23 protein-coding genes, 1 tRNA gene and 1 pseudogene are annotated in these 23,984 nt (G+C 60.7%); 16 read left to right on the top strand and 9 right to left on the bottom strand.

Features of this window, described 5'->3' with window-relative positions:
- Positions 1 to 25 precede the first annotated feature (25 nt).
- From J5286_RS08415 to J5286_RS08400, 4 genes are all read left to right on the top strand, one after another.
- The gene (locus J5286_RS08415; protein ID WP_209189917.1) at positions 26 to 1,471 is read left to right on the top strand and encodes a cryptochrome/photolyase family protein; all 1,446 of its coding nucleotides are present in this window, start codon (positions 26 to 28) and stop codon (positions 1,469 to 1,471) included.
- A complete protein-coding gene (locus J5286_RS08410) occupies positions 1,468 to 2,805 on the top strand; it encodes an NAD(P)/FAD-dependent oxidoreductase (RefSeq protein ID WP_209189916.1) in 1,338 nt (445 codons plus the stop codon). Before J5286_RS08415 ends, J5286_RS08410 begins: the two co-directional genes overlap by 4 nt.
- Positions 2,802 to 3,644, top strand: coding sequence for a DUF1365 domain-containing protein (locus J5286_RS08405; RefSeq protein WP_209189915.1), 843 nt, complete (start codon positions 2,802 to 2,804; stop codon positions 3,642 to 3,644). The genes J5286_RS08410 and J5286_RS08405 overlap by 4 nt, the downstream gene beginning before the upstream one ends.
- 164 nt (positions 3,645 to 3,808) lie before the next feature.
- Entirely contained in the window at positions 3,809 to 5,068 is a 1,260-nt protein-coding gene (locus J5286_RS08400; protein ID WP_113236999.1) for an SAM-dependent methyltransferase, read from the top strand.
- 117 nt (positions 5,069 to 5,185) lie between these two features.
- On the opposite strand, the gene J5286_RS08395 is transcribed toward J5286_RS08400, so the two are convergent.
- On the bottom strand, positions 5,186 to 6,019 hold the full coding sequence (locus J5286_RS08395; protein WP_209189914.1) for an SDR family NAD(P)-dependent oxidoreductase: 834 nt from the start codon (positions 6,017 to 6,019) through the stop codon (positions 5,186 to 5,188).
- Positions 6,020 to 6,119: 100 nt separating this feature from the next.
- Positions 6,120 to 6,806, bottom strand: coding sequence for a ChrR family anti-sigma-E factor (locus tag J5286_RS08390; RefSeq protein ID WP_245205583.1), 687 nt, complete (start codon positions 6,804 to 6,806; stop codon positions 6,120 to 6,122).
- Between the two features lie 188 nt (positions 6,807 to 6,994).
- Between J5286_RS08390 and J5286_RS08385 the strand changes: the two genes are divergently transcribed.
- The 5 genes from J5286_RS08385 (at position 6,995) to J5286_RS08365 (ending at position 10,813) form a co-directional block, all read left to right on the top strand.
- Positions 6,995 to 8,035 carry a cysteine synthase A gene (locus J5286_RS08385; protein ID WP_111561358.1) on the top strand — a complete coding sequence of 347 codons (1,041 nt, stop codon included), beginning with the start codon at positions 6,995 to 6,997 and terminating at the stop codon, positions 8,033 to 8,035.
- A gap of 6 nt (positions 8,036 to 8,041) precedes the next feature.
- The gene (locus tag J5286_RS08380) at positions 8,042 to 8,779 is read left to right on the top strand and encodes an alanyl-tRNA editing protein (protein ID WP_209189913.1); all 738 of its coding nucleotides are present in this window, start codon (positions 8,042 to 8,044) and stop codon (positions 8,777 to 8,779) included.
- A 21-nt stretch (positions 8,780 to 8,800) separates the two neighbouring features.
- The gene (gene sseA / locus J5286_RS08375; RefSeq protein WP_209189912.1) at positions 8,801 to 9,670 is read left to right on the top strand and encodes a 3-mercaptopyruvate sulfurtransferase; all 870 of its coding nucleotides are present in this window, start codon (positions 8,801 to 8,803) and stop codon (positions 9,668 to 9,670) included.
- Positions 9,671 to 9,672: 2 nt separating this feature from the next.
- Positions 9,673 to 10,233, top strand: a complete 561-nt coding sequence (locus J5286_RS08370; protein WP_047510110.1) for a GNAT family N-acetyltransferase — start codon at positions 9,673 to 9,675, stop codon at positions 10,231 to 10,233.
- A gap of 109 nt (positions 10,234 to 10,342) precedes the next feature.
- Positions 10,343 to 10,813 (top strand): DUF1203 domain-containing protein, encoded by a 471-nt coding sequence (locus J5286_RS08365; RefSeq protein WP_209189911.1) that lies wholly within the window; start codon positions 10,343 to 10,345, stop codon positions 10,811 to 10,813.
- Between the two features lie 63 nt (positions 10,814 to 10,876).
- Here J5286_RS08365 and ald read toward each other — a convergent pair whose 3' ends face one another.
- Positions 10,877 to 11,995, bottom strand: coding sequence for an alanine dehydrogenase (ald, locus tag J5286_RS08360; RefSeq protein ID WP_209189910.1), 1,119 nt, complete (start codon positions 11,993 to 11,995; stop codon positions 10,877 to 10,879).
- 162 nt (positions 11,996 to 12,157) lie between these two features.
- On the opposite strand from ald, the gene J5286_RS08355 reads away from it, so the two are divergent.
- The 4 genes from J5286_RS08355 (at position 12,158) to J5286_RS08340 (ending at position 16,109) form a co-directional block, all read left to right on the top strand.
- Positions 12,158 to 12,619, top strand: a complete 462-nt coding sequence (locus J5286_RS08355) for an Lrp/AsnC family transcriptional regulator (protein ID WP_209189909.1) — start codon at positions 12,158 to 12,160, stop codon at positions 12,617 to 12,619.
- Positions 12,620 to 12,692: 73 nt separating this feature from the next.
- Positions 12,693 to 13,574, top strand: coding sequence for a DMT family transporter (locus tag J5286_RS08350; RefSeq protein WP_209189908.1), 882 nt, complete (start codon positions 12,693 to 12,695; stop codon positions 13,572 to 13,574).
- An 89-nt stretch (positions 13,575 to 13,663) separates the two neighbouring features.
- The gene (locus J5286_RS08345; protein ID WP_209189907.1) at positions 13,664 to 13,996 is read left to right on the top strand and encodes a PilZ domain-containing protein; all 333 of its coding nucleotides are present in this window, start codon (positions 13,664 to 13,666) and stop codon (positions 13,994 to 13,996) included.
- A 124-nt stretch (positions 13,997 to 14,120) separates the two neighbouring features.
- A complete protein-coding gene (locus J5286_RS08340) occupies positions 14,121 to 16,109 on the top strand; it encodes a bifunctional 2',3'-cyclic-nucleotide 2'-phosphodiesterase/3'-nucleotidase (RefSeq protein ID WP_209189906.1) in 1,989 nt (662 codons plus the stop codon).
- 31 nt (positions 16,110 to 16,140) lie between these two features.
- On the opposite strand, the gene J5286_RS08335 is transcribed toward J5286_RS08340, so the two are convergent.
- Positions 16,141 to 17,109, bottom strand: coding sequence for a LysR family transcriptional regulator (locus J5286_RS08335; RefSeq protein WP_209189905.1), 969 nt, complete (start codon positions 17,107 to 17,109; stop codon positions 16,141 to 16,143).
- A 144-nt stretch (positions 17,110 to 17,253) separates the two neighbouring features.
- Here J5286_RS08335 and J5286_RS08330 point away from each other — a divergent pair, with 144 nt between their 5' ends.
- Complete coding sequence (locus J5286_RS08330) at positions 17,254 to 17,868, top strand: FMN-dependent NADH-azoreductase (protein ID WP_209189904.1); 615 nt, start codon at positions 17,254 to 17,256, stop codon at positions 17,866 to 17,868.
- A 69-nt stretch (positions 17,869 to 17,937) separates the two neighbouring features.
- Here the strand turns inward: J5286_RS08330 and J5286_RS08325 are convergent, their stop codons facing one another.
- The 3 genes from J5286_RS08325 to ilvA all read right to left on the bottom strand — a co-directional run bounded on the left by J5286_RS08325 (position 17,938) and on the right by ilvA (position 21,094).
- Positions 17,938 to 19,158, bottom strand: coding sequence for a GGDEF domain-containing protein (locus J5286_RS08325; RefSeq protein ID WP_449089910.1), 1,221 nt, complete (start codon positions 19,156 to 19,158; stop codon positions 17,938 to 17,940).
- Positions 19,159 to 19,452: 294 nt separating this feature from the next.
- On the bottom strand, positions 19,453 to 19,782 hold the full coding sequence (locus tag J5286_RS08320) for an HlyU family transcriptional regulator (RefSeq protein ID WP_112979568.1): 330 nt from the start codon (positions 19,780 to 19,782) through the stop codon (positions 19,453 to 19,455).
- A gap of 61 nt (positions 19,783 to 19,843) precedes the next feature.
- Positions 19,844 to 21,094 carry a threonine ammonia-lyase gene (ilvA, locus tag J5286_RS08315; protein WP_209189902.1) on the bottom strand — a complete coding sequence of 417 codons (1,251 nt, stop codon included), beginning with the start codon at positions 21,092 to 21,094 and terminating at the stop codon, positions 19,844 to 19,846.
- A 196-nt stretch (positions 21,095 to 21,290) separates the two neighbouring features.
- Here ilvA and J5286_RS31175 point away from each other — a divergent pair.
- Positions 21,291 to 21,623 (top strand): annotated as a pseudogene (locus J5286_RS31175) (VanZ family protein); the annotation flags it as partial.
- 47 nt (positions 21,624 to 21,670) lie between these two features.
- Here J5286_RS31175 and J5286_RS08310 read toward each other — a convergent pair.
- Positions 21,671 to 21,755: transfer RNA gene (locus J5286_RS08310), tRNA-Leu, on the bottom strand.
- Between the two features lie 473 nt (positions 21,756 to 22,228).
- Entirely contained in the window at positions 22,229 to 22,825 is a 597-nt protein-coding gene (wrbA, locus tag J5286_RS08305; RefSeq protein ID WP_209189901.1) for an NAD(P)H:quinone oxidoreductase type IV, read from the bottom strand.
- 294 nt (positions 22,826 to 23,119) lie between these two features.
- On the opposite strand from wrbA, the gene J5286_RS08300 reads away from it, so the two are divergent.
- Positions 23,120 to 23,893 carry a competence/damage-inducible protein A gene (locus J5286_RS08300; RefSeq protein WP_209189900.1) on the top strand — a complete coding sequence of 258 codons (774 nt, stop codon included), beginning with the start codon at positions 23,120 to 23,122 and terminating at the stop codon, positions 23,891 to 23,893.
- The last annotated feature ends 91 nt before the right edge of the window (positions 23,894 to 23,984 follow it).

The raw sequence follows: 23,984 nt of genomic DNA, 5'->3' as shown, positions 1-23,984 counted from the left end.
CACAGAAACAAGGGGATCACATTCATTGTCCGACGATGCAGCAAAGCCGCTTATCCTCTGGTTTCGCAAGGATCTTCGCCTCGACGACAATCATGCGCTGCATGCTGCCTGCCGCACCGGACGCCCGATCATTCCCCTTTATATACGCGAGCCCTCCTCTTCCGGCACCGGGCCTCTGGGCGGCGCGCAAGAGTGGTGGCTGCATCATTCCCTTGTGTCGCTCACGGCATCGATCGAAGCGCTTGGCGGCTCGCTCAATCTCTTGAGCGGCGATGCGCTCGATGTGCTCGGCGACCTGATCAAGAAGACGGGTGCGGACACCGTCATGTGGAACCGCCGCTACGATCCGCCGGGCATAGCCATCGATACGCGCATCAAGCGGGAACTCGAGCAGCAGGGCCTGGATGCGCAGAGCTTCGCCGGCCAGTTGCTGCATGAGCCGTCGCGGCTCAAGACGGGTGGCGGGACGCCTTACCGTGTGTATACGCCGTTCTGGCGGGCGCTCGAGGGTGCCGGTGAGCCGCCCCACCCTGTCGGTGCGCCCAAGAAGGTCGAATTCGCGCCGGAGCTGCCCGCAAGCGAGAAATTGGCGTCCTGGAAGCTTCTGCCGACCAAGCCGGACTGGGCCAAGGATTTCGCCGAAGTCTGGACTGCCGGCGAAGAGGCGGCGCGCGAGCGGCTTGCCGATTTTCTTGATGAAAGCCTTCAAGGCTACAAATCCGACCGTGATTTTCCGGCCAAGCAGTCGACCTCGATGATGTCGCCCTATCTGGCACTCGGCGTGATCTCGCCTGCCCGCATTTGGGAAGAGACGCGTGGACTGGATGTGCCGGCGGACGATCTGGTTCACTTCCGCAAGGAGCTCGCCTGGCGCGAATTCTCCTACCATCTGCTGTTTCACTTCCCGAAGCTGCCCTACGCCAACTGGAACGACCGCTTCGACGGGTTCGAATGGAGCAACAGCACCGCGCATTTTCGCGCCTGGACGAAGGGGATGACCGGCTATCCGATCATCGATGCCGGCATGCGCCAGCTCTGGAAGCACGGCTTCATGCACAATCGGGTGCGGATGATCGTCGCCTCGTTCCTGATCAAGGACCTGATGATCGACTGGCGGCGCGGCGAAGCCTGGTTTCGCGACACGCTTGTCGATGCTGACCCGGCAAGCAATGCGGCGAGCTGGCAATGGGTGGCGGGCTGCGGTGCGGATGCCGCTCCCTTCTTCCGCATCTTCAATCCGGTGTTGCAGGGCGAGAAGTTCGATCGCGATGGCGCCTATGTCCGCGAGTTCGTTCCCCAGCTTGCCGCGCTCGACACCAAATACATCCACAAGCCGTTCGCCGCACCGCAGAGCGTGCTCGACAAGGCGGATATCAAGCTTGGCGAAACCTATCCCAAGCCGATCGTTGACCACGCGACCGCCCGCGACCGGGCGTTGAAAGCCTACAACGCCGTAAAGGACGCAGCATGAATGCCCATTTTCACCACCCGCACAGTCGCTTGAAGATCGCGGTCATCGGCTCCGGCGTCTCCGGGGCATCGGCGGCATGGGCGCTCAATCCGCTGCATGACGTCACGCTCTATGAGAAGGAAACGCGCGCCGGCGGCCACACAGCCACCGTGGATGTCGACTACGATGGAGTGCCCATTTCGGTCGACACAGGCTTCATCGTCTATAACGAGCCGAACTACCCGAACCTGACCGCGCTGTTTTCACGGCTCGGCGTCGCCACCCATGCCAGCGACATGAGCTTTTCGCTCTCGCTCGACCACGGCAAGCTGGAGTGGAGCGGCAGCGGGCTGTCTTCAATCTTCGCGCAGAAACGAAACCTGGTGCGCCCGTCCTTCCTCCTGATGATCCGCGAAATCCTCCGCTTCAACAAGACCTGCCTCATCGACCGCGCCGCCGGCCACCTCGCCGCGCGATCGATCGGCGACTATCTCGACTGGCGGGGTTTTTCGCCGGGGTTCACCAACAATTATCTGGTGCCGATGGCAGCCGCGATCTGGTCGACGCCGGCCGCGAAGATGATGCAGTTTCCGGCCGAGCATTTCGTCAACTTCTTCGACAATCACCGTCTGATCTATTCAAGGCAGCACCAGTGGCGCACGGTGACCGGTGGCAGCCGAAACTATCTGGATAAACTGCTTGAGCCTCTGGGCGACCGGTTGAAACTCGGGCTCGGCGTGAGCGCCGTCATCAGGACCGAGAGTGGCGTCACTATCGTCGACGAACGCGGTGAGCAGCGCCGCTTCGACAAGGTGATCCTTGCCGCGCACAGCGATCAGACGCGGCGCATGCTTGCAGACGCAACCGAGCAGGAAAAGCGGCTGCTGGCGGCCGTTCCCTATCAGCCGAACAGGGTGGTGCTTCACCGCGATCCGATGCTGATGCCGCAACGCCGGAAGGTCTGGGCGTCCTGGAACTATCTCCGCTCCAGCTCGGCTAACGGTAGCGCCGATGTCGCCGTCACCTACTGGATGAACAAGCTGCAGGCAATCGACGATCGCTTTCCGTTGTTCGTGACTCTGAACCCCGATCGCGAACCGGACCCGCGCAAGGTCTTCGCGGAGTTCAGCTACGAGCATCCGCAGTTCTCCGCCGACAGCGTTCAGGCGCAGCGCGCGCTCATGGAGATACAGGGACGCAATGGCTGCTACTTTGCCGGCGCCTGGACAGGCTATGGGTTCCATGAGGACGGGTTGAGTTCTGGCCTTGCAGCAGCCAAGGCGCTCGGCGCGGCGCTCCCTTGGAGCACGCTCAAGACTGACAACATCGAACCGGAGCTGGACGCCGTCGCATGACGCAGGAACGCGAAGGACGAGGCGTGAGCATGCGCGGCAACGGGCCGCCGCCCGAGGCCGCGGCAGCACTCTATGTCGGCGACGTCATGCACCAGCGCATGAAGCCCTTCGGCCACCGCTTTCGCTACCGCGTATTCTCGATGGCGATCGATCTCGACCGGCTGGCTGAGGCGGATCGGCTGTCCGCGCTGTTTTCCGTGAACAAGCGCAACGCGGTGTCGTTCCACGAGAGCGACCATGGCGGCCGGATGGGCGCCAGGGCGCATGCCAACGAACTGCTGGCGCAGGCGGGCTTGCGTGCCCAGCGCATCGTGCTGGTCTGCTACCCCCGCATCCTCGGCTACGTCTTCAATCCGCTCTCTGTCTACCATGCCTATGACGCGCGTGATCAGCTGATCGCGATGATCTACGAGGTGCGCAACACGTTCGGCGAACGGCACACATACGTCTGCCCTATCGGCTCAGGTGAGATCAGCGAGACCGGCATTCGGCAGAGCTGCGACAAGATCTTTCACGTCTCGCCCTTCGTCGGGATGGGCATGCGCTACAATTTCCGCATGCTGCCGCCGGGCAAGGAGATCCGCTGGCGCATTCTCGAAACCGATTCCGATGGCCCGCTGCTTGCGGCGACCTTCTCGGGACGACAGGTGAGCCTCACGACGAGGAACCTGGCCTGGCTGACGGCCGCCGTTCCGTTTCTGCCGATCAAGATCGTCGGCGGCATTCATTGGGAGGCACTGAAATTGTGGCTGAAGGGTGCGAAATACATCCCAAAGCCCGCGCCACCCGCCCCTGTCAGCGTGGTCGCGCCGCGCGAGACGGCGGAGGCAGCGGAATAACATAAGCGTGCTTCGATATATGCGTCGATTGTGCGCAACACAGGATTGGAAAATTGTTTGGCTTTTCCAATTTTTACGATAGCGTTCAAAGCAATCGCCGGGGGGCGGAGATTTTCAGCGCATCGTCGTCCTGAACCGGCCAAATCTTGCCGGAGGAGAAAACCATGAGTGATGCTAGTGACTTGACCGATTCTCAACGCAACGCGATCCAGCTGACGCAGCAGAATATCGGACAGGTTTCGAAGGGACTGCCGTTGCGCGCCAAGCTGGCGCTGAGGGCATTGCTTCGCATGCAGCATGGCTCGCTGACGATCGCCTTTCCCGATGGCCGCGTGGTGCGGGTGACTGGCAGTACGCCTGGCCAGCACGCCGAGATTCACCTGAAGAACTGGAACATCTGCTACCGGGCGCTTTCCAACGGCACGATCGGCGTGGCCGAGAGCTACATGGATGGCGATTGGGACAGCCCCGATATCGCGGCCTTCCTGGAGCTGTTCATCGTCAACGACGAGGCGATCCAGGATTATGCCAACGGCAAGCGCGGCCTGCCGCGGCTCGTCGAGCGTATCCGCCACTGGATGAATGCCAATACCCGAAAGGGCTCGAAGCGGAACATCTCGGCGCATTACGATCTCGGCAACGACTTCTACAAGCAGTGGCTCGATCCGACGATGACCTATTCGTCGGCGCTTTATTCCACCGGCGCCAATGATCTGCAGTCGGCGCAGAACGCCAAGTATCGGGCTCTGGCCGAGGCAACCGGCATCAAGCCGGGTGATCATGTGCTCGAGATCGGCTGCGGATGGGGCGGGTTTGCCGAGTTCGCCGCCAGCGAACTGAATTGTCGGGTCACGGGTCTCACGATCAGCCGCGAGCAGCTGGCCTTCGCCGAGGAGCGCATCCGCAAGGCAGGGCTCAGCGACAAGGTCGACTTCCGCTTTCAGGACTATCGCGACGAAACCGGCGTCTACGACAAGATCGTTTCGATCGAGATGTTCGAGGCTGTCGGCGAGAAATACTGGCCGGCCTATTTCTCCAAGCTCGAGCAGTGCCTGAAGCCCGGCGGCAAAGCGGGTCTGCAGATCATAACGATTCGGCCGGAGTCCTTCGAGCAGTACAGGAGCAATCCAGACTTCATCCAGAAGTACGTTTTTCCCGGCGGCATGCTACCGACCCGCGAGCATTTGGCGGAACTTGGGCGAAAAGTGAATTTGTCACTGGTGCGGGACTTCGGTTTTGGGTTAGACTACGCACGTACTCTGGCCGAATGGCGAGAGCGTTTTTGGTCCGTTTGGGAACGAGTTCGCCCACTGGGATTCGACGAGCGCTTCAAGCGGCTCTGGGAGTTCTATTTATTTTATTGTGAAGCAGGTTTCCGCGCCCGAAACATAGACGTCCGCCAGGTCGTCTTTTCGCGGAGCTGACGAGAGCGGGTGGCGGGACCAGACAGTCGACCTCCTGTCCCGGTCGCCATCCGCCTCGTCTATCCCCTCATCAACATCCTGATTGGTTGTGGGCCTGATGACGCGTGAGCGTTTGCGCTATTCCGCCGGGCTTGGCGTCACCGGTCGGCGACCATCGGCGCCTGGGCGCTCCTGCCAGCCGGTGGCGCGGTTTACCAGCCAGAAGTACAGACTGTAGGGCAACAGGTTGAGAGCCTTCAGCGTATAGGTGAAGCGCTTCGGGAAGGTGATCTCGAAATTCTTCGACTTCAGGCCGGCATAGATTTCGGCGGCGGCCTCGTCGACCGGCACCAGCGACGGCATCGGGAATTCGTTCTTGCGGGTGGCCGGCGTGTCGACGAAACCAGGATTGATGAGCTGGATGCGGATGCCCATCTTGTCGAGATCGAATTTCAGGCTCTCGGCCATGTTGATCAAGGCAGCCTTGGTGGCGCCGTAGGCAGCACCCGTGGGCAGGCCACCGTAGCCTGTGACCGAGGAGACGATGGCGATCTGCCCCTGCCCCTTGTGCTTCATGTGACGCACCGCAGGCACGAGGCAATTGACCACGCCCTGCAGATTGACGGCGAAGCTCTGCTCGAAATCCTCGCGGCGCAGTTCCTCGGCATGAACAGGCAGATAGACGCCGGCATTGAAGACAGCGAGCGCCAGCGCGCCGTGCTCGTATTCGATCGATGCGAGCACATGCTCCATATCTTCGGGATTGGTGACGTCGCCATCGAGAACGATGATGCTGCCCGCAAGACCGTTGGCTTCCGATTGCAGTTCGGCAAGCTTTTCGTGGTCGCGGGCGGTCACGGCGACCTTGTAGCCTTCGCTTGCCAATTTCAGCGCCAGTGCCCGGCCGATGCCGGAGCTTGCGCCTGAGATCCAGGCAATTCCATGTTCGGGGCGGGCTACAAAATCGTTCATGGCGCGATTCCTCCGGTTGTATCGAAAAACGTCGAAACGGGCCCGGAAGTTCCTCTCAACCTCCCGGGATAATGGCTCTATCACGCTATTGTGGCTGCTTTCAGCCGATCAGGTCGCCAATCAGCTGGCGGAAGGACCCGGTCAGTTTGATGGGGGCGTCGAGAACGGAAAATGCAATGCAGGGACGATCTTTTTCGGCCACCGGACGGTGATCGATCGTCTCGTCGGCAACGGAGATGTCGCCGGGGCCGAAGCGGCCGCGATTGTCGTTGAAGGCGCCGTCGAGGATGAGCGTGAGCTCCATGCCCTTGTGTGTATGCGCCGGCATGGCGCGGCCGGGCTTGATCCACATGACGCTGACTTCGCAGCCGTCGATATCAACCGAATATTCCTTGAAGCCGGGGAGCTTGGTCTTCCACGGCACCGTATCGACATCGAAGCCGACGAGGCGGCGCAGCGCGCGCGGGAAGACGCTTGGTTTGTCAGTCGCGATCAATGGCTTGGGTTCGACCGGCGCGGCGGATGCGAATATCCGCGCCAATTTGGCATCGCGATCATCAAGATTTGCTTCGGATGTCTGCTCCAGAGCCTGGCCTGCCAGAAATTCCAGGTCGCGTACCAAAGGCCGACGATCCGGCTTCATTTGCAGATGCGATTCGACAAGAACGCGCGCCGGCTCCGGAAGGGAACCCGCAACATAATACGCCATCAATGCATCGACCGTGTCGATATGCTCGTGAACCATGTTGGTTTCGGTCGTTTCCGCTTTCAGTGATTGCTTTGTCATCGTCCATACGATGAATGTCAATCTCCGGATCACATAGCGACCCGGATCAGCACGTCGCGAACCAATCTGGGACGGGAAGTCTAATTTTACCGTGTTGGTTGAGGGCGAGGAATAGGATTTCTTGCCAACCCAGCCTTGTGAAGGGAAAAGACCGTTCCTAAACTAAGTGTTTCAAAGAGGCAGATTCCATGACCGTTCATCCTTCCGTCCTAGAAGCCATTGGCAACACTCCCCTGATCAAGCTCAAGGGAGCGTCGGAGGCAACCGGTTGCACCATTCTCGGCAAGGCGGAATTCCTCAACCCCGGACAGTCGGTGAAGGATCGCGCGGCGCTCTACATCATTCGCGACGCCGAAAAGAAAGGCCTGCTGCGGCCGGGCGGCGTGATCGTCGAAGGGACCGCCGGCAACACCGGCATCGGCCTGACGCTGGTCGCCAAGGCACTCGGCTATCGCACGGTGATCGTCATTCCCGAGACGCAGAGCCAGGAAAAGAAGGACGCGCTGAAGCTGCTTGGCGCCGAACTCGTCGAAGTGCCTGCGGTGCCCTACAAGAACCCCAACAACTACGTGAAGGTTTCCGGACGCCTCGCCGAGCAACTGGCCAAGACCGAGCCGAATGGCGCGATCTGGGCCAACCAGTTCGACAACGTCGCCAACCGGCAGGCGCATATCGAGACGACGGCGAAGGAAATCTGGGCGGATACTTCGGGCAAGGTCGACGGCTTCATTTGCTCGGTCGGATCGGGCGGCACGCTTGCCGGCACGGCGATGGGCCTCAAGAGCTTCAACAAGGACATCAAGATCGGCATCGCCGACCCGGATGGCGCAGCCCTCTACGAATTCTACAAGAACGGCGAGCTGAAGTCCGCGGGTTCCTCGATCACCGAGGGCATCGGCCAGGGCCGCATCACCGCCAATCTCGAAGGCTTCACGCCTGACTTCGCCTACAACATCTCGGATGCGGAAGCCCTGCCCTATGTCTTCGACCTCGTCGAGCATGAGGGGCTTTGCCTCGGCGGCTCGTCGGCGATCAACATCGCGGGCGCGGTGCGTCTGGCCAAGGACCTCGGCCCGGGCCACACGGTGGTGACCATTCTCTGCGACTACGGCAACCGCTACCAGTCGAAGCTCTTCAACCCCGATTTCCTGACATCGAAGTCGCTGCCGCTGCCGGCATGGCTGACCTCGCCCGTCGATATCAAGATTCCATACGAACCCGCAGCGTGAGGCCCAATGCCCGTTAATGCCCTCTATCGTGACGACTTCTATCTCTCGACCTGCGAGGCCGTCGTCACCGCCATTTACGAAGACGGGGGCATCGAGCTCGATCAGACCTGCCTTTACGCAACCTCGGGCGGCCAGCCGGGCGATACCGGTGTCATCGAGCGCGCCGACGGCAGCAAGATCACGCTTGCGCAGACCAAGCATGGCGCCGCCAAGGACATCATCATCCATGTTCCGCTCGAAGGGCAGGCAAGCCCTGAGGTTGGCGAGAAAGTGGTGCTGCATGTCGATTGGGAGCGCCGCCACAAGCTGATGCGCATGCACACCGCCTGCCACCTGCTTTCCGTCGTCTGCTCCTACCCGATAACAGGAGCGGCCGTCGGCGAAGAGGAAAGCCGTGTCGATTTCGACATGACCGACACGATCGACAAGGACGAGGTGACGGCCAAGCTGATGGCACTGGTCGACCAGGACCATCCGGTTTACCTGCAGTGGATCACCGATGAGGAACTGGCGGCCAATCCAGGGATCGTCAAATCCAAGAACGTGCGCCCGCCGATGGGGCTCGGCCGCGTCAGCCTCGTCTGCATCGGCGAGAACTCGGCGATTGACAGCCAGCCCTGCGGCGGCACACATGTTGCGACAACACGAGAAGTCGGACAGATTCACATCGCCAAGATCGAGAAGAAGGGCAAGGAGAACCGCCGCTTCCGTATCCGTTTCGGCGCTCCTGGCGACGACGCATAAGCATTGATTGGAGAGAACAGCATGAGCGAGACCACGAGCCGCTTCGTCGTTTCGGCCGATTGGGTCGAAAAGCAGCTGGGGACTTCAGGTTTCAAGGTGGTGGACGCCTCCTGGTATCTGCCGGCCCACAAGCGCGCGGCCAAGGACGAGTATGTGGCGGGCCACCTTCCCGGCGCCGTGTTCTTCGATCAGGACGTGATTGCCGACCACTCGACCGGCCTGCCGCATTCGCTCCCCTCGCCCGAATTCTTCGCTGCCGAAGTCGGCAAGCTCGGCATTTCAGAGACGGACACAATCGTCGTCTATGACGGCATGGGCTTCTTCTCGGCGCCGCGCGTCTGGTGGATGCTGCGGACCATGGGCGCCAAGGACGTCTACGTTCTGGATGGCGGCCTTGATGGCTGGAAGGCCGAGGGACGCACGCTTGAGACCGGGACAGCGGCTCCTGAGACAACCGAGTTCAAGCCGAAGTTCCGTGCCGACAAGGTTATCCCCTTCGAGACCATGCGCGAGATCGTCGATGACGGTTCGGCGCAGATCGCCGACGCTCGCGGCGCTGGCCGCTTTACCGGCGAGGAAGCCGAGCCGCGCGCCGGCATGCGCTCGGGTCACATGCCCGGCGCCCGCAGCCTGCCGGCAACTTCGCTCTCGGCCAATGGCCGCTTCAAGGATGTGGCCACGCTGAAGACGATGATATCAGATGCCGGCATCGATCTCTCCAAGCCTGTCGTGACGAGCTGCGGCTCGGGCGTGACCGCCGCCGTGATCATGCTGGCGCTGGAAAGCGTGGGGCATGACGACAACGCGCTTTATGATGGCTCTTGGAGCGAGTGGGGCAGCCGTGAGGACACGCCCATCGTTACCGGCCCCGCAGAAGCGATCAAAGCTTGACCATGGCAAAAGCTCCCTCTTCGCTGAAGGCCCATGTGACCCGCCTCGAAATGACGGCGGCGCCGAAGACGAGCCTGCCGGTGCCGGTCAATATCCAGACCGCCATCATGCGCGCGCCGGAAATTCCGCTGCCGTTCTACCGCTATCTCTACCGCCAGGTCGGCGCGCGGTGGCAGTGGGTGGATCGCCTGAGGATGAGCGACGAGGAACTGGCCGCCACGCTCTACGACAAGCGCAACACGATCTGCGTGCTCTACGTGAATGGTGCGCCCGCCGGGTTCTATGAGTATCTGACCGTTGACGAGGATACGATCGAGCTCAGCCATTTCGGGCTGATGGAGCACGCGCTGGGTCTGGGGATCGGCAAATGGTTCCTGCTGCAGGCGCTCTATGCGATCTGGACGCAGAACCCTCTGCGCGTGACGACCACAACCAACAATCTCGACCATCCCCGCGCATTGCAGCTCTACCAGATGTTCGGCTTTTCTCCGGTTTCGACGGGCACCGCGATCGTGCGGCCGCTCAGCGACAAGGAGTTGCTTGAGCTGGCGAAGAGAAGCTAGCCGGCGCGTTTCGGCTGTTTCTTCTGACGACGGTATAGAGGCGCAAGGATCGGGTGGTTTCCACTCAGGTTGAAGCGCATTCAAGGCAAGCTCGAAAAGGAGACTTGCCATGACCGCTCTACATTTCACCGCGATGCCCACTGCTGACGCCGAGACGATCTGGAACGGCGGGCACGATGCCTATGGTCACTTGCCGGAGACAATGATTTCCGATGGCCCGGGACACCCTTGCCGCCATTGCCTGAACAACATAGATGCAGGCGACGCGCTCTACGTCTTCGCCTACCGCCCCTTCCCGGAGATGCAGCCCTATGCGGAGACGGGACCGGTGTTCCTGCATCAGAAGCGCTGCGAACGCTATGCCGCCGAGGAAGTGCTGCCGCCTGTCCTGACGACCAGCCCCAACTTCATCCTGCGCGGCTATGGCAGCAACAACCGCATCGTCTACGGCACCGGCGCGGTGACCGAGGTTGCCGATATCCCTGCCTATGCGGCAGAGCTCCTGCGCAAGCCCGAGGTCGCCTATGTGCATGTGCGCTCGGCCCGCAACAACTGCTATCAATGCCGGATCGACGGTTAGCTCACGGAAAAAAGCCGGTTGCGGAGAGAGCAACCGGCTTCAGTTGACGTAGCGCGATGGACTTTACGCTACGTTGAGCACGGCTTCCGCAGCGTAAGGCTCGTAGCCCAGTGCCTCGGCAACGGCTTTATTGGTGACCCGTCCCTTGTGAACGTTGAGACCGTTTCTGAGATGTCTGTCTTCCGCGATGGCGCGCAGGCCGCGATCGGCGACCGCCAGGCCATGGACCAGCGTGGCGTTGTTCAGCGCATGTGCGGAGGTGACCGGAACCGCGCCCGGCATGTTGGCAACGCAGTAGTGCACGACGCCGTCGACCTCGTAGGTCGGGTCCGAATGGGTCGTCGCGTGCGATGTCTCGAAGCAGCCGCCCTGATCGATGGCGACGTCGACGATGACCGCGCCCTTCTTCATGCCCGAGAGCATTTCGCGGGTGACGAGCTTGGGCGCGGCAGCGCCGGGGATCAGCACCGCGCCGATGACGAGATCGGCGGAGAAGACTTCGTCTTCCAGAGCCTGGATGCTTGAATAGCGCGTGTGGATGCGTCCGGAGAAGAGATCGTCGAGCTGGCGCAGGCGCGGCAGCGACTTGTCGAGAATGGTGACATCGGCGCCGAGGCCGGCGGCCATGCGCGCCGCATGCAGGCCAACCACGCCGCCGCCGATGATGGTGACCTTGGCCGGCAGGACGCCGGGGACACCGCCCAGAAGAATGCCGAGGCCGCCATTGGCCTTCTGAAGCGCCGTCGCACCTGCCTGGATCGAGAGACGACCGGCAACCTCGGACATCGGCGCCAAGAGCGGCAGGCCGCCACGGTCATCGGTCACCGTCTCGTAGGCCACGCCGGTCACGCCCGAAGACAGCAGGCCCTTGGTCTGCTCGGGATCCGGCGCCAAGTGCAAATAGGTGTAGAGGATCTGGCCGTCGCGCAGTTGCGCCCATTCGGACGGCTGCGGCTCCTTGACCTTGACGATCATGTCGCACTTTTCGAAGATCTCCTTGGCGGATGACGCGATCTTCGCGCCCGCGGCGGCATAGGCCGCGTCATCGGCACCAATGCCGGAGCCCGCTTTCGTCTCGATCCAGACCTCGTGGCCATGCGCGATATATTCGCGAACGGCTGCAGGCGTCAGGCCGACGCGATATTCGTGATTCTTGATTTCCTTCGGACAACCGACGCGCATCTGGGCGCTCCTCCTCGTTTGTTTTTCAGCCTCGTCGAGCGAAGCGTTCACGAGGGAAATCCAATCACCGCGTGCACGAAATGTCCTTGCAAAGAGGATTTGCATGTATGGCAATTTTCGAAGAAAGATGCGTTTCAGACGCAATAATCGAAAGTTCTTCGAATGTCGGATCTCGACGCCATCGATCATGCCATTTTGAAAGCGCTGCAATCGAACGCGCGGATCACCAACGCCGATCTTGCCGCCAAGGTGGGGCTATCCGCGTCGGCCTGTTCGCGGCGGCTCGACATTCTCGACCGCAGCGGCGTCATCCTTGGTTATCACGCGCATGTCTCGCCCAAGGCGCTCGACTACAAGATGATCGCCATCGTGCACATCTCGTTGTCCGGCCAGTTCGCCAAGACGCTGTCGGAATTCGAGACCGCCGTGAAGCGCTGTCCCAATGTGCTCGTCTGCTACCTGATGTCGGGCGAGTATGACTATATCCTGCGCGTGGCGGCCCGCGATCTGGAGGACTATGAGCGCATCCATCGCGACTGGCTCTCGGCCCTGCCCCACGTCGTCAAGATCAACTCCAGCTTTGCCTTGCGCGAGGTGATGGACCGGCCCAATGTGGGCTTGTGACGGAGGAGCGGAATCACTTGCCTGCGCGGGTGTTTCCGGAATACGGCCGAGGCCGGTGCATTAAGAAGACGCTATGAGATCGAAGACCCGGGGCTATATTTTCGTTCTTCTGGCGATCACCATCTTTTCCATTCAGGACGGCATCTCAAAGCATCTGGGCGGCGCCTACCCGCCCGTTTTCGTGACGATGATCCGCTATTGGGCCTTTGGCCTCTTCACCATCCTTCTGGCCGCGAAGATGCGCGGCGGGATTGTCGCCACGGCACGCACCAAGCGGCCGGTCCTGCAGGTGATACGCGGGCTGCTTCTCGCCGCTCAGGTGGTTGTCGTGATCAGCTGCTTCGCGGTGATCGGGCTCGCGCACTCGCAGGCGATCTTTTCGGCGACGCCGATCCTGATTGCGCTGCTCGCCATGCCGCTGCTCGGCGAGCGGGTGGGCTGGCGGCGGTGGACGGCGATCGGCGCGGGGTTGGTCGGTGTGCTTCTGATCCTGAAGCCCGATAGCGGCTTCTTCGACGTCACGCTGCTGCTGGCCGTCTTCTCCTGCTTTCTCTTCGCTTTCTACGTCATTGCCACCCGGCTGGTCAGCCGCGACGATTCGTCGATGACCAGCTTCTTTTATACCGGTGTCGTTGGCGCCATCGCGATGACGCTGGTCGGGCCGTTCTACTGGACATGGATGGCGCCTACGGATTGGGTGTGGATGGCGCTTGTCTGCATGACCAGCATATCGAGCCACTATTTCCTGATCCGCGCCTACGACATGCTCGATGCCGCGGCCGTACAGCCGCTCACCTATCTGCAGCTCGTCTATGCCTCGATCATCGGGGTGACGATCTATGGAGAGACGCTAAGCCTCAACACGATCATCGGCTCGGTCATCGTCGTCGCCTCCGGCATTTTCACGATCTGGCGCGAGCATGTCGTCGGCCGCCGGGAAGCAATGCGGAAGTAAAAATCGATCGCGCAATTTTAGCGAATTGTATAAATTCATTTCAATCTACGCGACGTATGCTGTCTCCAGTTCAATTTGGGAGACGCGTCATGCATAATCTCAACATTATTACTCGCAAGGCCGAGCGCAAAACGTGCCGGCTGTTCGGCAAGGTTCGCTACCTTACCAAGGAAGTCGATGCGCGTATTCTCAACATGTCCATCTCGGGCGTAGCGCTCGAAGTCCGCGCGCCGCTGCATGCGGCCTCCGGCAGCCGCGTGCAGATTCTTGCCGACGATCTCGGCGTTCTCCACGGCGTCATCCGCTGGAGCCACAACGGCCGCGTCGGCATCCAGTTCGACCCGAACTCCAACGCCCGCGCGCAGGTAGCCTCCTACTTCCGATTCTTCCACAAGGAAGTGAAGCCCGTTCTTGCGCGGTAGGTCGCATCTCACACGCATAAAGCGAAAACCGATATTCCCCTGTCATTTACAGGGTTTACTCCTTCGAAAATCACCCTACTCTCGCCGCTGGGCGGGTTTCGCGTGATGTTTTGAAGGAGTTTTCATGTCTTCCAATCTTGATCTTTTATCCATGAGCCGTCGTTCTCTTCTCACCGGTATCGCCGCCACATCGGCACTCGTTTTGCTGCATCCATTCAGCGCACGCGCCGCCGCCAACCAAGCGCACCTCAGGCTGATGGAAACGACGGATATTCACGTCAACGTTTTCCCGTACGATTATTACGCCGACAAGCCGAACGACACGATGGGACTGGCGCGCACCGCGACGATCATCGACACCATTCGCGCCGAGGCGGCGAACTCGCTGCTGATCGACAATGGCGACGTCCTGCAGGGCAATCCGATGGGCGATTACATGGCCTATCAGCGCGGCTTGAAGGATGGCGACGTTCACCCCGTCATCAAGGCGATGAACACGCTCGGCTATACCGTCGGCACGCTTGGAAATCACGAGTTCAATTACGGGCTCGACTTCATGTTCAAGGTGCTTCGTGGCGCGAACTTCCCGTTCGTCTGCGCCAACCTAACCAAGGGCCAGCTCGCTTCCGATCCTAAGAACGACGAGCTCTTCTTCAAGCCCTACATCATCGTCGAAAAGATGATCAAGGACGGGGCCGGCAACGAAAGCCCGGTGAAGATCGGCTTCATCGGCTTCGTTCCGCCGCAGATCATGCTCTGGGATATCAAGAATCTCGAGGGCAAGGCACAAACGCGCGATATCGTTGAAGCCGCCAAGGCCTGGGTGCCTGCGATGAAGGAAGCGGGCGCGGATATCGTGATCGCGCTCTCGCATTCGGGCATCGATGGCAGCGCGCCCACGGACAAGATGGAGAACGCCTCGCTGCATCTGGCCGCCGTCGACGGCATCGACGCGATCTTTACCGGCCACCAGCACCTCGTCTTCCCCGGACCGAAGACCTGGGACGGCATTCAGAACGCCGATCCGATCAAGGGAACACTGCATGGCAAGCCCGCCGTCATGGCCGGCTTCTGGGGCTCGCATCTCGGCCTGATCGATCTGCTGCTCGAAAAGGACGGCAGGAGCTGGAAGATCGTCGACTTCACGTCTGAGGCGCGGCCGATCTATCACCGCGACGACAAGAAGAAGGTCGTGGCCGATGTCACCGACAAGAAGGAAGTCGTCGAGGCCGCCAAGGCGGAGCATGAGGCGACGCTCGCCTATGTCCGCACTCCCGTCGGCAAGACGTCGGCGCCGCTCTACTCCTACTTCGCGCTGGTCGCCGACGATCCCTCCGTGCAGATCGTCAGCCAGGCGCAGACCTGGTACATCAAGCAGATGCTTGCCGATACCGAATACAGGGATTTGCCGGTGCTCTCGGCGGCGGCGCCCTTCAAGTCAGGCGGTCGTGGCGGCGCCGACTATTATACGGATGTTCCGGCTGGCGATCTCGCCATCAAGAACATCGCCGACCTCTATCTCTATCCTAACACCGTCCAGGCCGTCGTCATCACCGGCGAGCAGGTGAAGAACTGGCTGGAAATGTCGGCCGGTATGTTCAACGAGATCAAGGAAGGCACGAAGGACGCCGAGCTTTTGAACGCCGACTTCCCTTCCTACAATTTCGACGTGATCGACGGCGTCACCTACCAGATCGACCTGGCGCAGCCGCGCAAATACGACAATGACGGCAACGCCATCAACGCCGGATCCAACCGCATCCAGAACCTTGCGTTTGACGGAAAGCCGATCGACCCGAGCCAAAAGTTCGTGGTCGTGACCAACAACTACCGCGCCGGCGGCGGCGGAAAGTTCCCCGAGATCGCGGCCGACAAGGTGGTGTTCCAGGCGCCTGATACGAACCGCGACGTGATCGTGCGTTATGTGCACGAGCAGGGAACGATCAATCCCGCCGCCGACGGCAACTGGACCTTCAAGCCAGTGACGGGGGCGACTGCGACGTTCCAGAGCGGGCCGAAGGCGAAGCAGTTCATCGCCGACATTAAGGGCGCGAAGATCGAGGACGCCGGCGAAGGCACGGATGGTTTCGCCAAGTTCCGGCTGGTTCTCTAAGATAGACTACAGGCGGGGCTTAGAGCCTCGCCTACTCCGCCGCGAGCGGCAGATCGGGAGCCTTGATCTCATTCAACGCCGCCGTGAAATCGGCGTGGTTCGGACAGTTCGACAGCCGCGAATGGAACGCTTCGATCAACCACGTGGCGGCCGGACCCGGCGGGTTGGCGATCCGTCGCATCGCGTAGATCGGGTATTCGCCCTGTTCATAGGCCGGCAGATCGAGATGGACGAGCGTGCCGTTGGCCAGATCCTCGCGGATGATCGACGCCGGCAGGCCGCCCCACCCCAGGCCGCCCCGGATCAGCGCATGCTTGGTGGCGATGTCGCTGACGCGCCACGTCTTGTAGGACAGCACGTTGAAATCACGGCCCTTGGTCAGCCCCGAGGCATCGGTGACGACGAGCTGCACCTCCTCGCGAACATCGCTAAGCGTCAGCGGCCTGTCGATATTGGCCAGCGGGTGGGAACGCGCGGCGACCGGAATCATGAATGAATGGCCGATCTTTTCAACGGCGATCGAATCGTCCTGCTTCAGCAACGCTCCGCCAATGCCGATCGTGGCCTTGCCCGACAAGACGGACTCCATGACCATGCCGAGTTCGCCGGCGCTGAGATTGAGCGAGACGGAGGGAAAGCGATCGCGGAATTCACGCAGCACGGTGACGACCGCCTGCGACGGCACCATGACGCTGATCGCCACATCGACCTCGGCCTCCAGCCCTTCCTTCAGGCTCTTTACCCTCGCCCGCATCACCTGCAGGTCTGTCATCAGCCGGCGGGCATCCTCGAGCATGGCCTTGCCGGCCTCGGTAAGCTTCGGCTGACGAGCTCCGGAGCGTTCGAACAGCTGCATTTCCAGCTGCGCTTCGAGATTGGCGATGGTGTAGCTGACCACCGACTGGGCACGATTGAGCACGCGCGAGGCGGCCGAGAAGCTGCCGGTCTCGGCGACGGTCAGGAAAACCTGCAGCTGGTCCAGTGTCGGGTTTGGCAACATTACATCCATCCAATCGATCGATAGTATTGATCGACATTATCCCAGTTTTTTCGATATGCCGCTAGACCTATTTCTTCACTCGAAGACGCGGTTCGACCTTCCCCCGATCGCGCCGCAAACGCAAAGATCAAAGGATTATCAATCATGTCGTCCATCCTGCTTCTGACCTCCAGCCCGCGCGCTGAGTCGCTTTCGACCGATATCGCCGTAGACCTCGCTGGCAAGCTCCAGGCACAGAAGGCCGGCAGCGTCATCGTCCGCCGTGACCTCGCCGCGAACCCGCTCGCGCACATGGACGATCTGTTTTCCGTCGCCATCCGCAAGCCGGCCGATGCTCGTACCGCTGAAGAGAGCGAAGCCGCGAAGATTTCCGATGAGCTGGTCAACGAACTGCTCGCTGCGGACACCATCGTCATCGGCACCGGCCTCATCAACTTCAACATCTATTCGTCGCTGAAGAGCTGGATCGACAACGTCGCCCGTGCTGGCCTGACGTTCAAGTACACCGAAAACGGCCCGGTCGGTCTTGCCACCGGCAAGAAGGTCTACGTCGTTCTCGCTTCCGGCGGTGTCTACTCGCAGGGCCCGGCCGCTGCGATGAACCATGCCGTACCGTATCTCAAGACCGTCCTCGGCTTCCTTGGCCTGACCGACGTCGAGACCATCTATGTTGAAGGTCTGGCTTTTGGTCCTGAGGCTGCCGAGAAGGCTGTCGGCGCTGCCAAGGCACGCGCTGAAGAACTCGCGCTCGCTGCCTAATTCAAAGGGTAGTCAGTTCAGGAAGACGGTCGGCTTGCCGGCCGTCTTTTTGTTTACGGAGACTTACTGTTAGCCGGCAACCGTGAGACCATGGACGCCGGTCTGGCCGAAGACACAGTTTCGGCCGTTCTTCTTAGCGCAATAAAGCCGCTCATCGGCGGCCGACAGGATCGCGGTAAAGGCGTCGCCGTCTTCGCTGGCCGTTGCGACGCCGATGCTGATGGTTACCGGCTTGCCGTCGGGCGTGGCGACACTGCTTTCGATCGTCCAGCGTAGCCTCTCGGCAAGACGCAGGCCTTCGGCGTGATCGGTCAACGGGCAGATCGCCACAAATTCCTCGCCGCCGAAGCGGAACACCCGGTCGCCGGCGCGCAGGATCGAGCCCAGGCGCGCTGAGATCGCGCGCAGGACATCGTCGCCCTGCAGGTGGCCGAACACGTCGTTGACGTTCTTGAAGTGATCGGCGTCGAGGATCATCACCGTTGCGGATTGTCCCTGGCGCAGCGATTCGCGGATCATGACCGGCGCTTCGAGTTCCATTCGCGTGCGGTCGTAAAGTCCGGTCAACACGTCCCGGCCGGTGCGGCTCAAGAGATCGTTGTAGCGCTCGCGGAAAGTCAGGTCGCTGAAGATGTCGCCGATCGGGCGTGCGCTCGATGTTGTCACGGCGCGGCCGATCCATTTCTCGTAGATCGCAAAGAGCACGGCGTAGATGCAGACGGCAAACATCTTCGCCTTCCAGCCACCCCAGAAGGCGGCGAGCGGGACGCCGACCGAGTAGTGCAGCGCGCCGAAGAAGGCGATCTGGTCGAAGGTCAAAAGCACGAAGCCGCAGATCATGAAGCGCAGGATCGGCCGCTGCCTGAAATAGCGGCCGAGCCGCTCGTAGAGCAGGATAATGCCGATGGCGTCGAGATAGAGGATGGCCGTGCCCCAGAGCATCAGCCAGCCCATTTCCTTCAGAAACTCGTCGCTCGGCAATGCGCCCGATGTAAGCTCCAGCGGCGCGTGCCATTGCTCGATCCAGGCGATCGCGACGGTCAAAAGGTTGCCGATGAAGAGCCCGTAGATGGGCTGGCGGACGACGGCGGCATCTTCCTGAAGATAGAGCATCAGGATCATCATCAGCTTGCCGGTGAAAAACACCGATGATCCCGGCGAGACGATCCCGAACGGCAGCTCGACATAAAAGACCGCCGCGAGGTAGGTCTCCATGAAGTGCATGACGCCGAGTGCCGTCAGGAATATGCCGAGGCCGATGCGGGCGCGAAAATGCAGCAGCGTCACCATCAGCGCGAAATAGCCGATGGCCTCGACGACGAAGAGGATGAGATTGACGTTTGCGATCAACGCCGCGACCTCCCGTCAAGGCGATGCGGCGGCCGCGCCGGCCCAACGACACCACGCAATGCCATCTCGGCCGCTCTGTCGGCGAAATTCATCACGGATGTGCGGCGGGCATTCTGAAGCACTGGATATTCCTGCGATGTCTGCTGAGCGCAGGATCGCCGCAATGTTTTAAAATAGCATGAGGGAATGACGGCGCGAGCGCTCAACACGCAAGGGCGCGCCAGCCTTCCGTGATCAGACCTGACGAACCTTGGCTCCGTCGCTGAACAGGGACGGTCCGTTCTGATCGATGATCTGCTGCGCCTTGCGCACGGTGCATTCGATCGCATCATCCGTCGACGAAAACATGTCGGCGCGGATGAAATTGCGCACCAGCACCTCGTCGCCAACGGTCTTTTCAATACGGCCAGCCAGACGGTACTGGCCGCCTTCCTTCATCGGTTCGGCATAGATCGTGCAATCGGCATAGGGCTGCGGATCGGAAGCGGCGCTGGAGGACGCAGCACCCGGCTGCTTTTCGCCGCCCGAGAACATGGAGAAAATGCTGGAAAAAATCGAAGCCATGATACGCCTTTGTGATGAGGGCGGATGCCATCAAGGTTAAATAGGGCCGCTGCCGTGAAAGTTAAATGATGAGGTTCGCGAGGATCTCATTTTCGGTGATGTCCTCGAAACTGATACCCGATGTCTCGAATTTCGCGAAGAGTGCCGCGAAGTTTTCCGGCGCCTTGGTTTCGATGCCGATCAGGACGGAACCGAAGTTGCGGGCAGTCTTCTTCAGATATTCGAAGCGGGCGATATCGTCATCGGGGCCGAGCAGGTTGAGGAAGTCGCGGAGCGCGCCCGGGCGCTGCGGTAGCCGGAGAATAAAGTATTTCTTCAGGCCCGCATAGCGCATGGCCCTTTCCTTCACATCCGGAAGTCGCTCGAAATCGAAATTGCCGCCGGAAACGATCGCAACCACCGTCTTGCCGCGGATCGTTTCGGGATCCATCGTGGCGATTGCCGTCAGCGACAGAGCGCCTGCTGGTTCCAGCACCACGCCCTCGACGTTCAGCATCTCGTTGATCGTCACGCAGATGGCGTTCTCCGGCATCAGCATCACCTGATTGCTCGGGAAATCCTTCAGCGCCGCGAAATTCAGGTCGCCGATGCGGGCAACCGCCGCGCCATCGACGAAGTTGTCGACCTTCGAGAGCGTCACGACCTCACCGGCCTCGATGCTGCGCTTCAGGCTCGGTGCGCCCTGCGGCTCGACGAAGAAGAAGCCCGTGCTCGGCACCGTGTCCTTGAGATAACCGCTGATGCCGGCCGCCAGACCGCCGCCGCCGACAGGCATGACGACGAGATCGGGCACCGTGCCCTCGGGCAGCTGCTGCATGATCTCGGAAGCGACGGTCGACTGGCCCTCGATGATATCTTCATGATCGAAGGGCGGCACCATGACGCCGTCGATCGTCTCGACGTGGTCGCGGGCTGCCTTGTAGCACTGGTCGAAGAAGTCGCCCGTCAGCTTGATGGTGATGGATTCGCCGCCGAAGATGCGGGTCTTGTCGATCTTTTGCTGCGGTGTCGTCACCGGCATGAAGACGACGCCGGGAACGCCGAAATGGCGGCAGACGAAGGCAAAGCCTTGCGCATGATTGCCGGCAGACGCGCAGACGAAGGTCTTGCCCGAGGCGCCTTCCTCGATGCGCTTGCGGAAGAAATTGAAGGCGCCACGGATCTTGTAGGAGCGGACGGGCGACAGATCCTCGCGCTTCAGCCAGATATCCGCGCCGTAGCGAGCGGATAGATGCTCGTTGAGTTGCAGCGGTGTTGCCGGAAATAGGCTGCGCAGAGCCTCCTCGGCAGCTTCGACATTCTGTCTGGTCACGGTCTCAGTCCCTTGTTATTGCGCCCCACGCTATGCCATAGGCAGACCCTCGAAAGAAGCCCATTTTCAACCACAGCGGTTCGGCAGAGTGCAGTGATGCGCGTTTGGGAAAACGCATCAAGATAATGCGAGCGCGCCACCGAGATAACGCAATCGTGCGGTGAAACCGCCCGGTGACATCAATAGTGTGAGTTTCATGACAGCAGACAGATTTTCAAAGCCGCTCGCCTGGCTCCTCCTCGCCGCCATCATTTTCGTAACCGTCTCGCCGATCGGCCTTCGTCCTCATACGATTACTTCAGTCAACATCGACCGGGCGCTCGCCTATCTGGTGGTCGGCCTCGCCTTCGCCGTGGCTTATCCCAGGCACTGGATCATGGTCGGCGCCCTTCTCGTCATCGGCGCCGTTGGGATTGAATTTCTGCAATACCTCTCGCCTACCCGGCACGCGCGGATACACGATGCCGCCGTGAAAGCAGTCGGGGCTTGCCTCGGTGTTTTGGTCGGAATGCTCGTGAACCGTCTTCGCCGGCAATATTCAGTACGGGCCAAAGATCAGGATGTGGAAGGAAGAGTTGGTGCGGGCGGCGGGGGTCGAACCCGCACAGCCAAGGCCGAGGGATTTTAAGTCCCTTGCGTCTACCAGTTTCGCCACGCCCGCAATAGCACCCTCAATCAACGACTGCGGCGATTCAGTCAAGTGCATCCGGTATCGTACAAAGTGCAACGTGATGCGATTCGGCCACGGTCGCCAAACATATTACGAAGTCATTAACAAGCATCTTTTTTGCAATGTTAGAATGTGATTGTATGCCTGTGTCAGTAAAGCCACGGCTTCTGGTCGTGTATTTGTAAAGCTTGTCTTGTGGTGGGAGTAAGACGATGGTTTACGATTGGGATGGCGCCCGCACACGGCGCCTGAGACTGTTCAGAACAAGCACGGCATTCTTGATTGGACTTGCGGTATTTGGGGTACCGCTCTTCGTTTACACAGCCAAGTTTCATGGATTGTATGGCTGAACGACCGCAAGGTCACCAGCCGGAGACTACGGGTACCACATAAGGCGTTTTGACGCCCCACATGAAAAGGCGCGGCCCGAGGCCGCGCCTTCACTATTTTCGCTACAGGTGGGCTCAGGCGAGCTTGGCTGCCAGCTTGGCAACATGCGCGCCCTGAAACTTGGCTGCGTCGAGTTCGACAGCCGAAGGTTGGCGCGAACCGTCACCGTCGGTGATCGTGGATGCGCCGTAGGGCGAACCGCCCTTGATCTCATCGACGCCCATCTGGCCCTGGAAGGCATAAGGAAGTCCGGCAACGACCATGCCTTGGTGGAGGAAGGTCGGGATAAAGCCGAGGATCGTGGATTCCTGGCCGCCGTGCTGCGTGGCGGACGAAGTGAAGACCGAGCCGACCTTGCCGACCAGCTTGCCGGCAAACCACAGGCCGCCCGTCTGATCCCAGAAGTTGCGCATCTGCGACGCAACCGTGCCGAAGCGGGTGCCGGCGCCGACGATGATCGCATCGTATTCGGCGAGCTCGTCGACGGTGGCGATCGGTGCCTGCTGGTCGAGCTTGAAGTGTGACGACTTCGCGACTTCTTCCGGTACCAATTCCGGTACGCGCTTGACGGTCACGTCGGCGCCAGCGGATTTCGCGCCTTCGGCAACGGCGTATGCCATCGTCTCGATGTGGCCGTACGACGAATAGTAGAGAACCAGAACCTTAGCCATCTTGGACGTTTCCTCTTTCTGGGTTGCGGCGGGTGCTGCGCTCGGTGCACCGACCAAAATCCGTTTGATGAATTCGCGTATCATAAAGAATGCCTCGCAACGCATCGTGCGTCTGCCAGATAGCTAGCGCAAGCACCTGGTGACGGCCAGCCACGCCGCGAGAGACGGACTGTTCAATCTTATCGCACGTTTTTGCCTTGCGTTCACATCTCCGTATTGGTGGGCACGGGCTTCCCGTCCGCTCTATTTGGTATAAGCTCGACACCAAAGACTGAATGAAGACAGAGACCTAACATGACCCAACAGATTGTGACCGCAGCCATTCTGGCAATCGGCGACGAGCTTTTATCCGGCCGCACCAAGGACAAGAACATCGGCCATCTCGCCGATATGCTGCTGCTTGCAGGCATCGATCTCAAGGAAGTCCGCATCGTCGCTGACGAGGAAGACGCGATCGTCGAGGCGCTGAACGCGCTGAGGACGAAATACGACTACGTCTTCACCTCCGGCGGCATTGGGCCGACCCATGACGACATCACGGCCGAAGCCGTTTCCAAGGCTTTCGGCGTTGCCTGCCATCATGACGAGAAGGCGATGGCGCTGCTTGGCGATATGTACAAGCGCCGCGAGATGGAGTTCACCGAGGCCCGCCAGCGGATGGCGCGCATGCCTGTCGGCGCAACGCACATTCCCAACCCGGTCTCTACCGCGCCGGGTTTCGTCATGGGCAATGTCTATGTCATGGCCGGGGTGCCACAGGTGTTTCAGGCGATGGTCGACGCGGTGATCCCGACGCTTCGGACAGGAACGCCGGTGCTGTCGCTGGCGATCTCGTGCCCTTATGGCGAAGGCGACATCGGCACGCCGCTCACGGCCATCCAGAAGGCGCATCCGGAAACCAGCATCGGCTCCTATCCGCGCTATGTCGGCCAGAAATTTTCGACCGAGATCGTCGTTCGTGGTCGCTCGCAGGCCGTGATCGATGCCGCCGGCGCGGATGTCGCGGCGATGATCGAAGGCATTCGCCGCGAGCGGACTGTCCTGGAAAACCCATCAGCGGAGGCCTAATCTCTTTCGAGACCGGCTTATGGGACTTGATCTCGGTCAAGGAAACAAATGCCGGCCAAGCGCATTGCTTCTCTTACGGACTTTTTCATCC

The organism is Rhizobium sp. 16-488-2b (assembly GCF_017741815.1).
Classification (GTDB): Bacteria; Pseudomonadota; Alphaproteobacteria; order Rhizobiales; family Rhizobiaceae; genus Rhizobium.
The sequence above is the reverse complement of the archived record's forward strand: the minus strand, read 5'-3'. Positions and strand labels throughout refer to the sequence as shown.

Coding starts and splice junctions, on each gene's coding strand:
- J5286_RS08410 (WP_209189916.1), top strand. CDS start 1,468: ATGAATGCCCATTTTCACCACCCGCACAGTCGCTTGAAGATCGCGGTC.
- J5286_RS08405 (WP_209189915.1), top strand. CDS start 2,802: ATGACGCAGGAACGCGAAGGACGAGGCGTGAGCATGCGCGGCAACGGG.
- J5286_RS08400 (WP_113236999.1), top strand. CDS start 3,809: ATGAGTGATGCTAGTGACTTGACCGATTCTCAACGCAACGCGATCCAG.
- J5286_RS08395 (WP_209189914.1), bottom strand. CDS start 6,019: ATGAACGATTTTGTAGCCCGCCCCGAACATGGAATTGCCTGGATCTCA.
- J5286_RS08390 (WP_245205583.1), bottom strand. CDS start 6,806: ATGACAAAGCAATCACTGAAAGCGGAAACGACCGAAACCAACATGGTT.
- J5286_RS08385 (WP_111561358.1), top strand. CDS start 6,995: ATGACCGTTCATCCTTCCGTCCTAGAAGCCATTGGCAACACTCCCCTG.
- J5286_RS08380 (WP_209189913.1), top strand. CDS start 8,042: ATGCCCGTTAATGCCCTCTATCGTGACGACTTCTATCTCTCGACCTGC.
- sseA (WP_209189912.1), top strand. CDS start 8,801: ATGAGCGAGACCACGAGCCGCTTCGTCGTTTCGGCCGATTGGGTCGAA.
- J5286_RS08370 (WP_047510110.1), top strand. CDS start 9,673: ATGGCAAAAGCTCCCTCTTCGCTGAAGGCCCATGTGACCCGCCTCGAA.
- J5286_RS08365 (WP_209189911.1), top strand. CDS start 10,343: ATGACCGCTCTACATTTCACCGCGATGCCCACTGCTGACGCCGAGACG.
- ald (WP_209189910.1), bottom strand. CDS start 11,995: ATGCGCGTCGGTTGTCCGAAGGAAATCAAGAATCACGAATATCGCGTC.
- J5286_RS08355 (WP_209189909.1), top strand. CDS start 12,158: ATGTCGGATCTCGACGCCATCGATCATGCCATTTTGAAAGCGCTGCAA.
- J5286_RS08350 (WP_209189908.1), top strand. CDS start 12,693: ATGAGATCGAAGACCCGGGGCTATATTTTCGTTCTTCTGGCGATCACC.
- J5286_RS08345 (WP_209189907.1), top strand. CDS start 13,664: ATGCATAATCTCAACATTATTACTCGCAAGGCCGAGCGCAAAACGTGC.
- J5286_RS08340 (WP_209189906.1), top strand. CDS start 14,121: ATGTCTTCCAATCTTGATCTTTTATCCATGAGCCGTCGTTCTCTTCTC.
- J5286_RS08335 (WP_209189905.1), bottom strand. CDS start 17,109: ATGTTGCCAAACCCGACACTGGACCAGCTGCAGGTTTTCCTGACCGTC.
- J5286_RS08330 (WP_209189904.1), top strand. CDS start 17,254: ATGTCGTCCATCCTGCTTCTGACCTCCAGCCCGCGCGCTGAGTCGCTT.
- J5286_RS08325 (WP_449089910.1), bottom strand. CDS start 19,158: ATGGTGACGCTGCTGCATTTTCGCGCCCGCATCGGCCTCGGCATATTC.
- J5286_RS08320 (WP_112979568.1), bottom strand. CDS start 19,782: ATGGCTTCGATTTTTTCCAGCATTTTCTCCATGTTCTCGGGCGGCGAA.
- wrbA (WP_209189901.1), bottom strand. CDS start 22,825: ATGGCTAAGGTTCTGGTTCTCTACTATTCGTCGTACGGCCACATCGAG.
- J5286_RS08300 (WP_209189900.1), top strand. CDS start 23,120: ATGACCCAACAGATTGTGACCGCAGCCATTCTGGCAATCGGCGACGAG.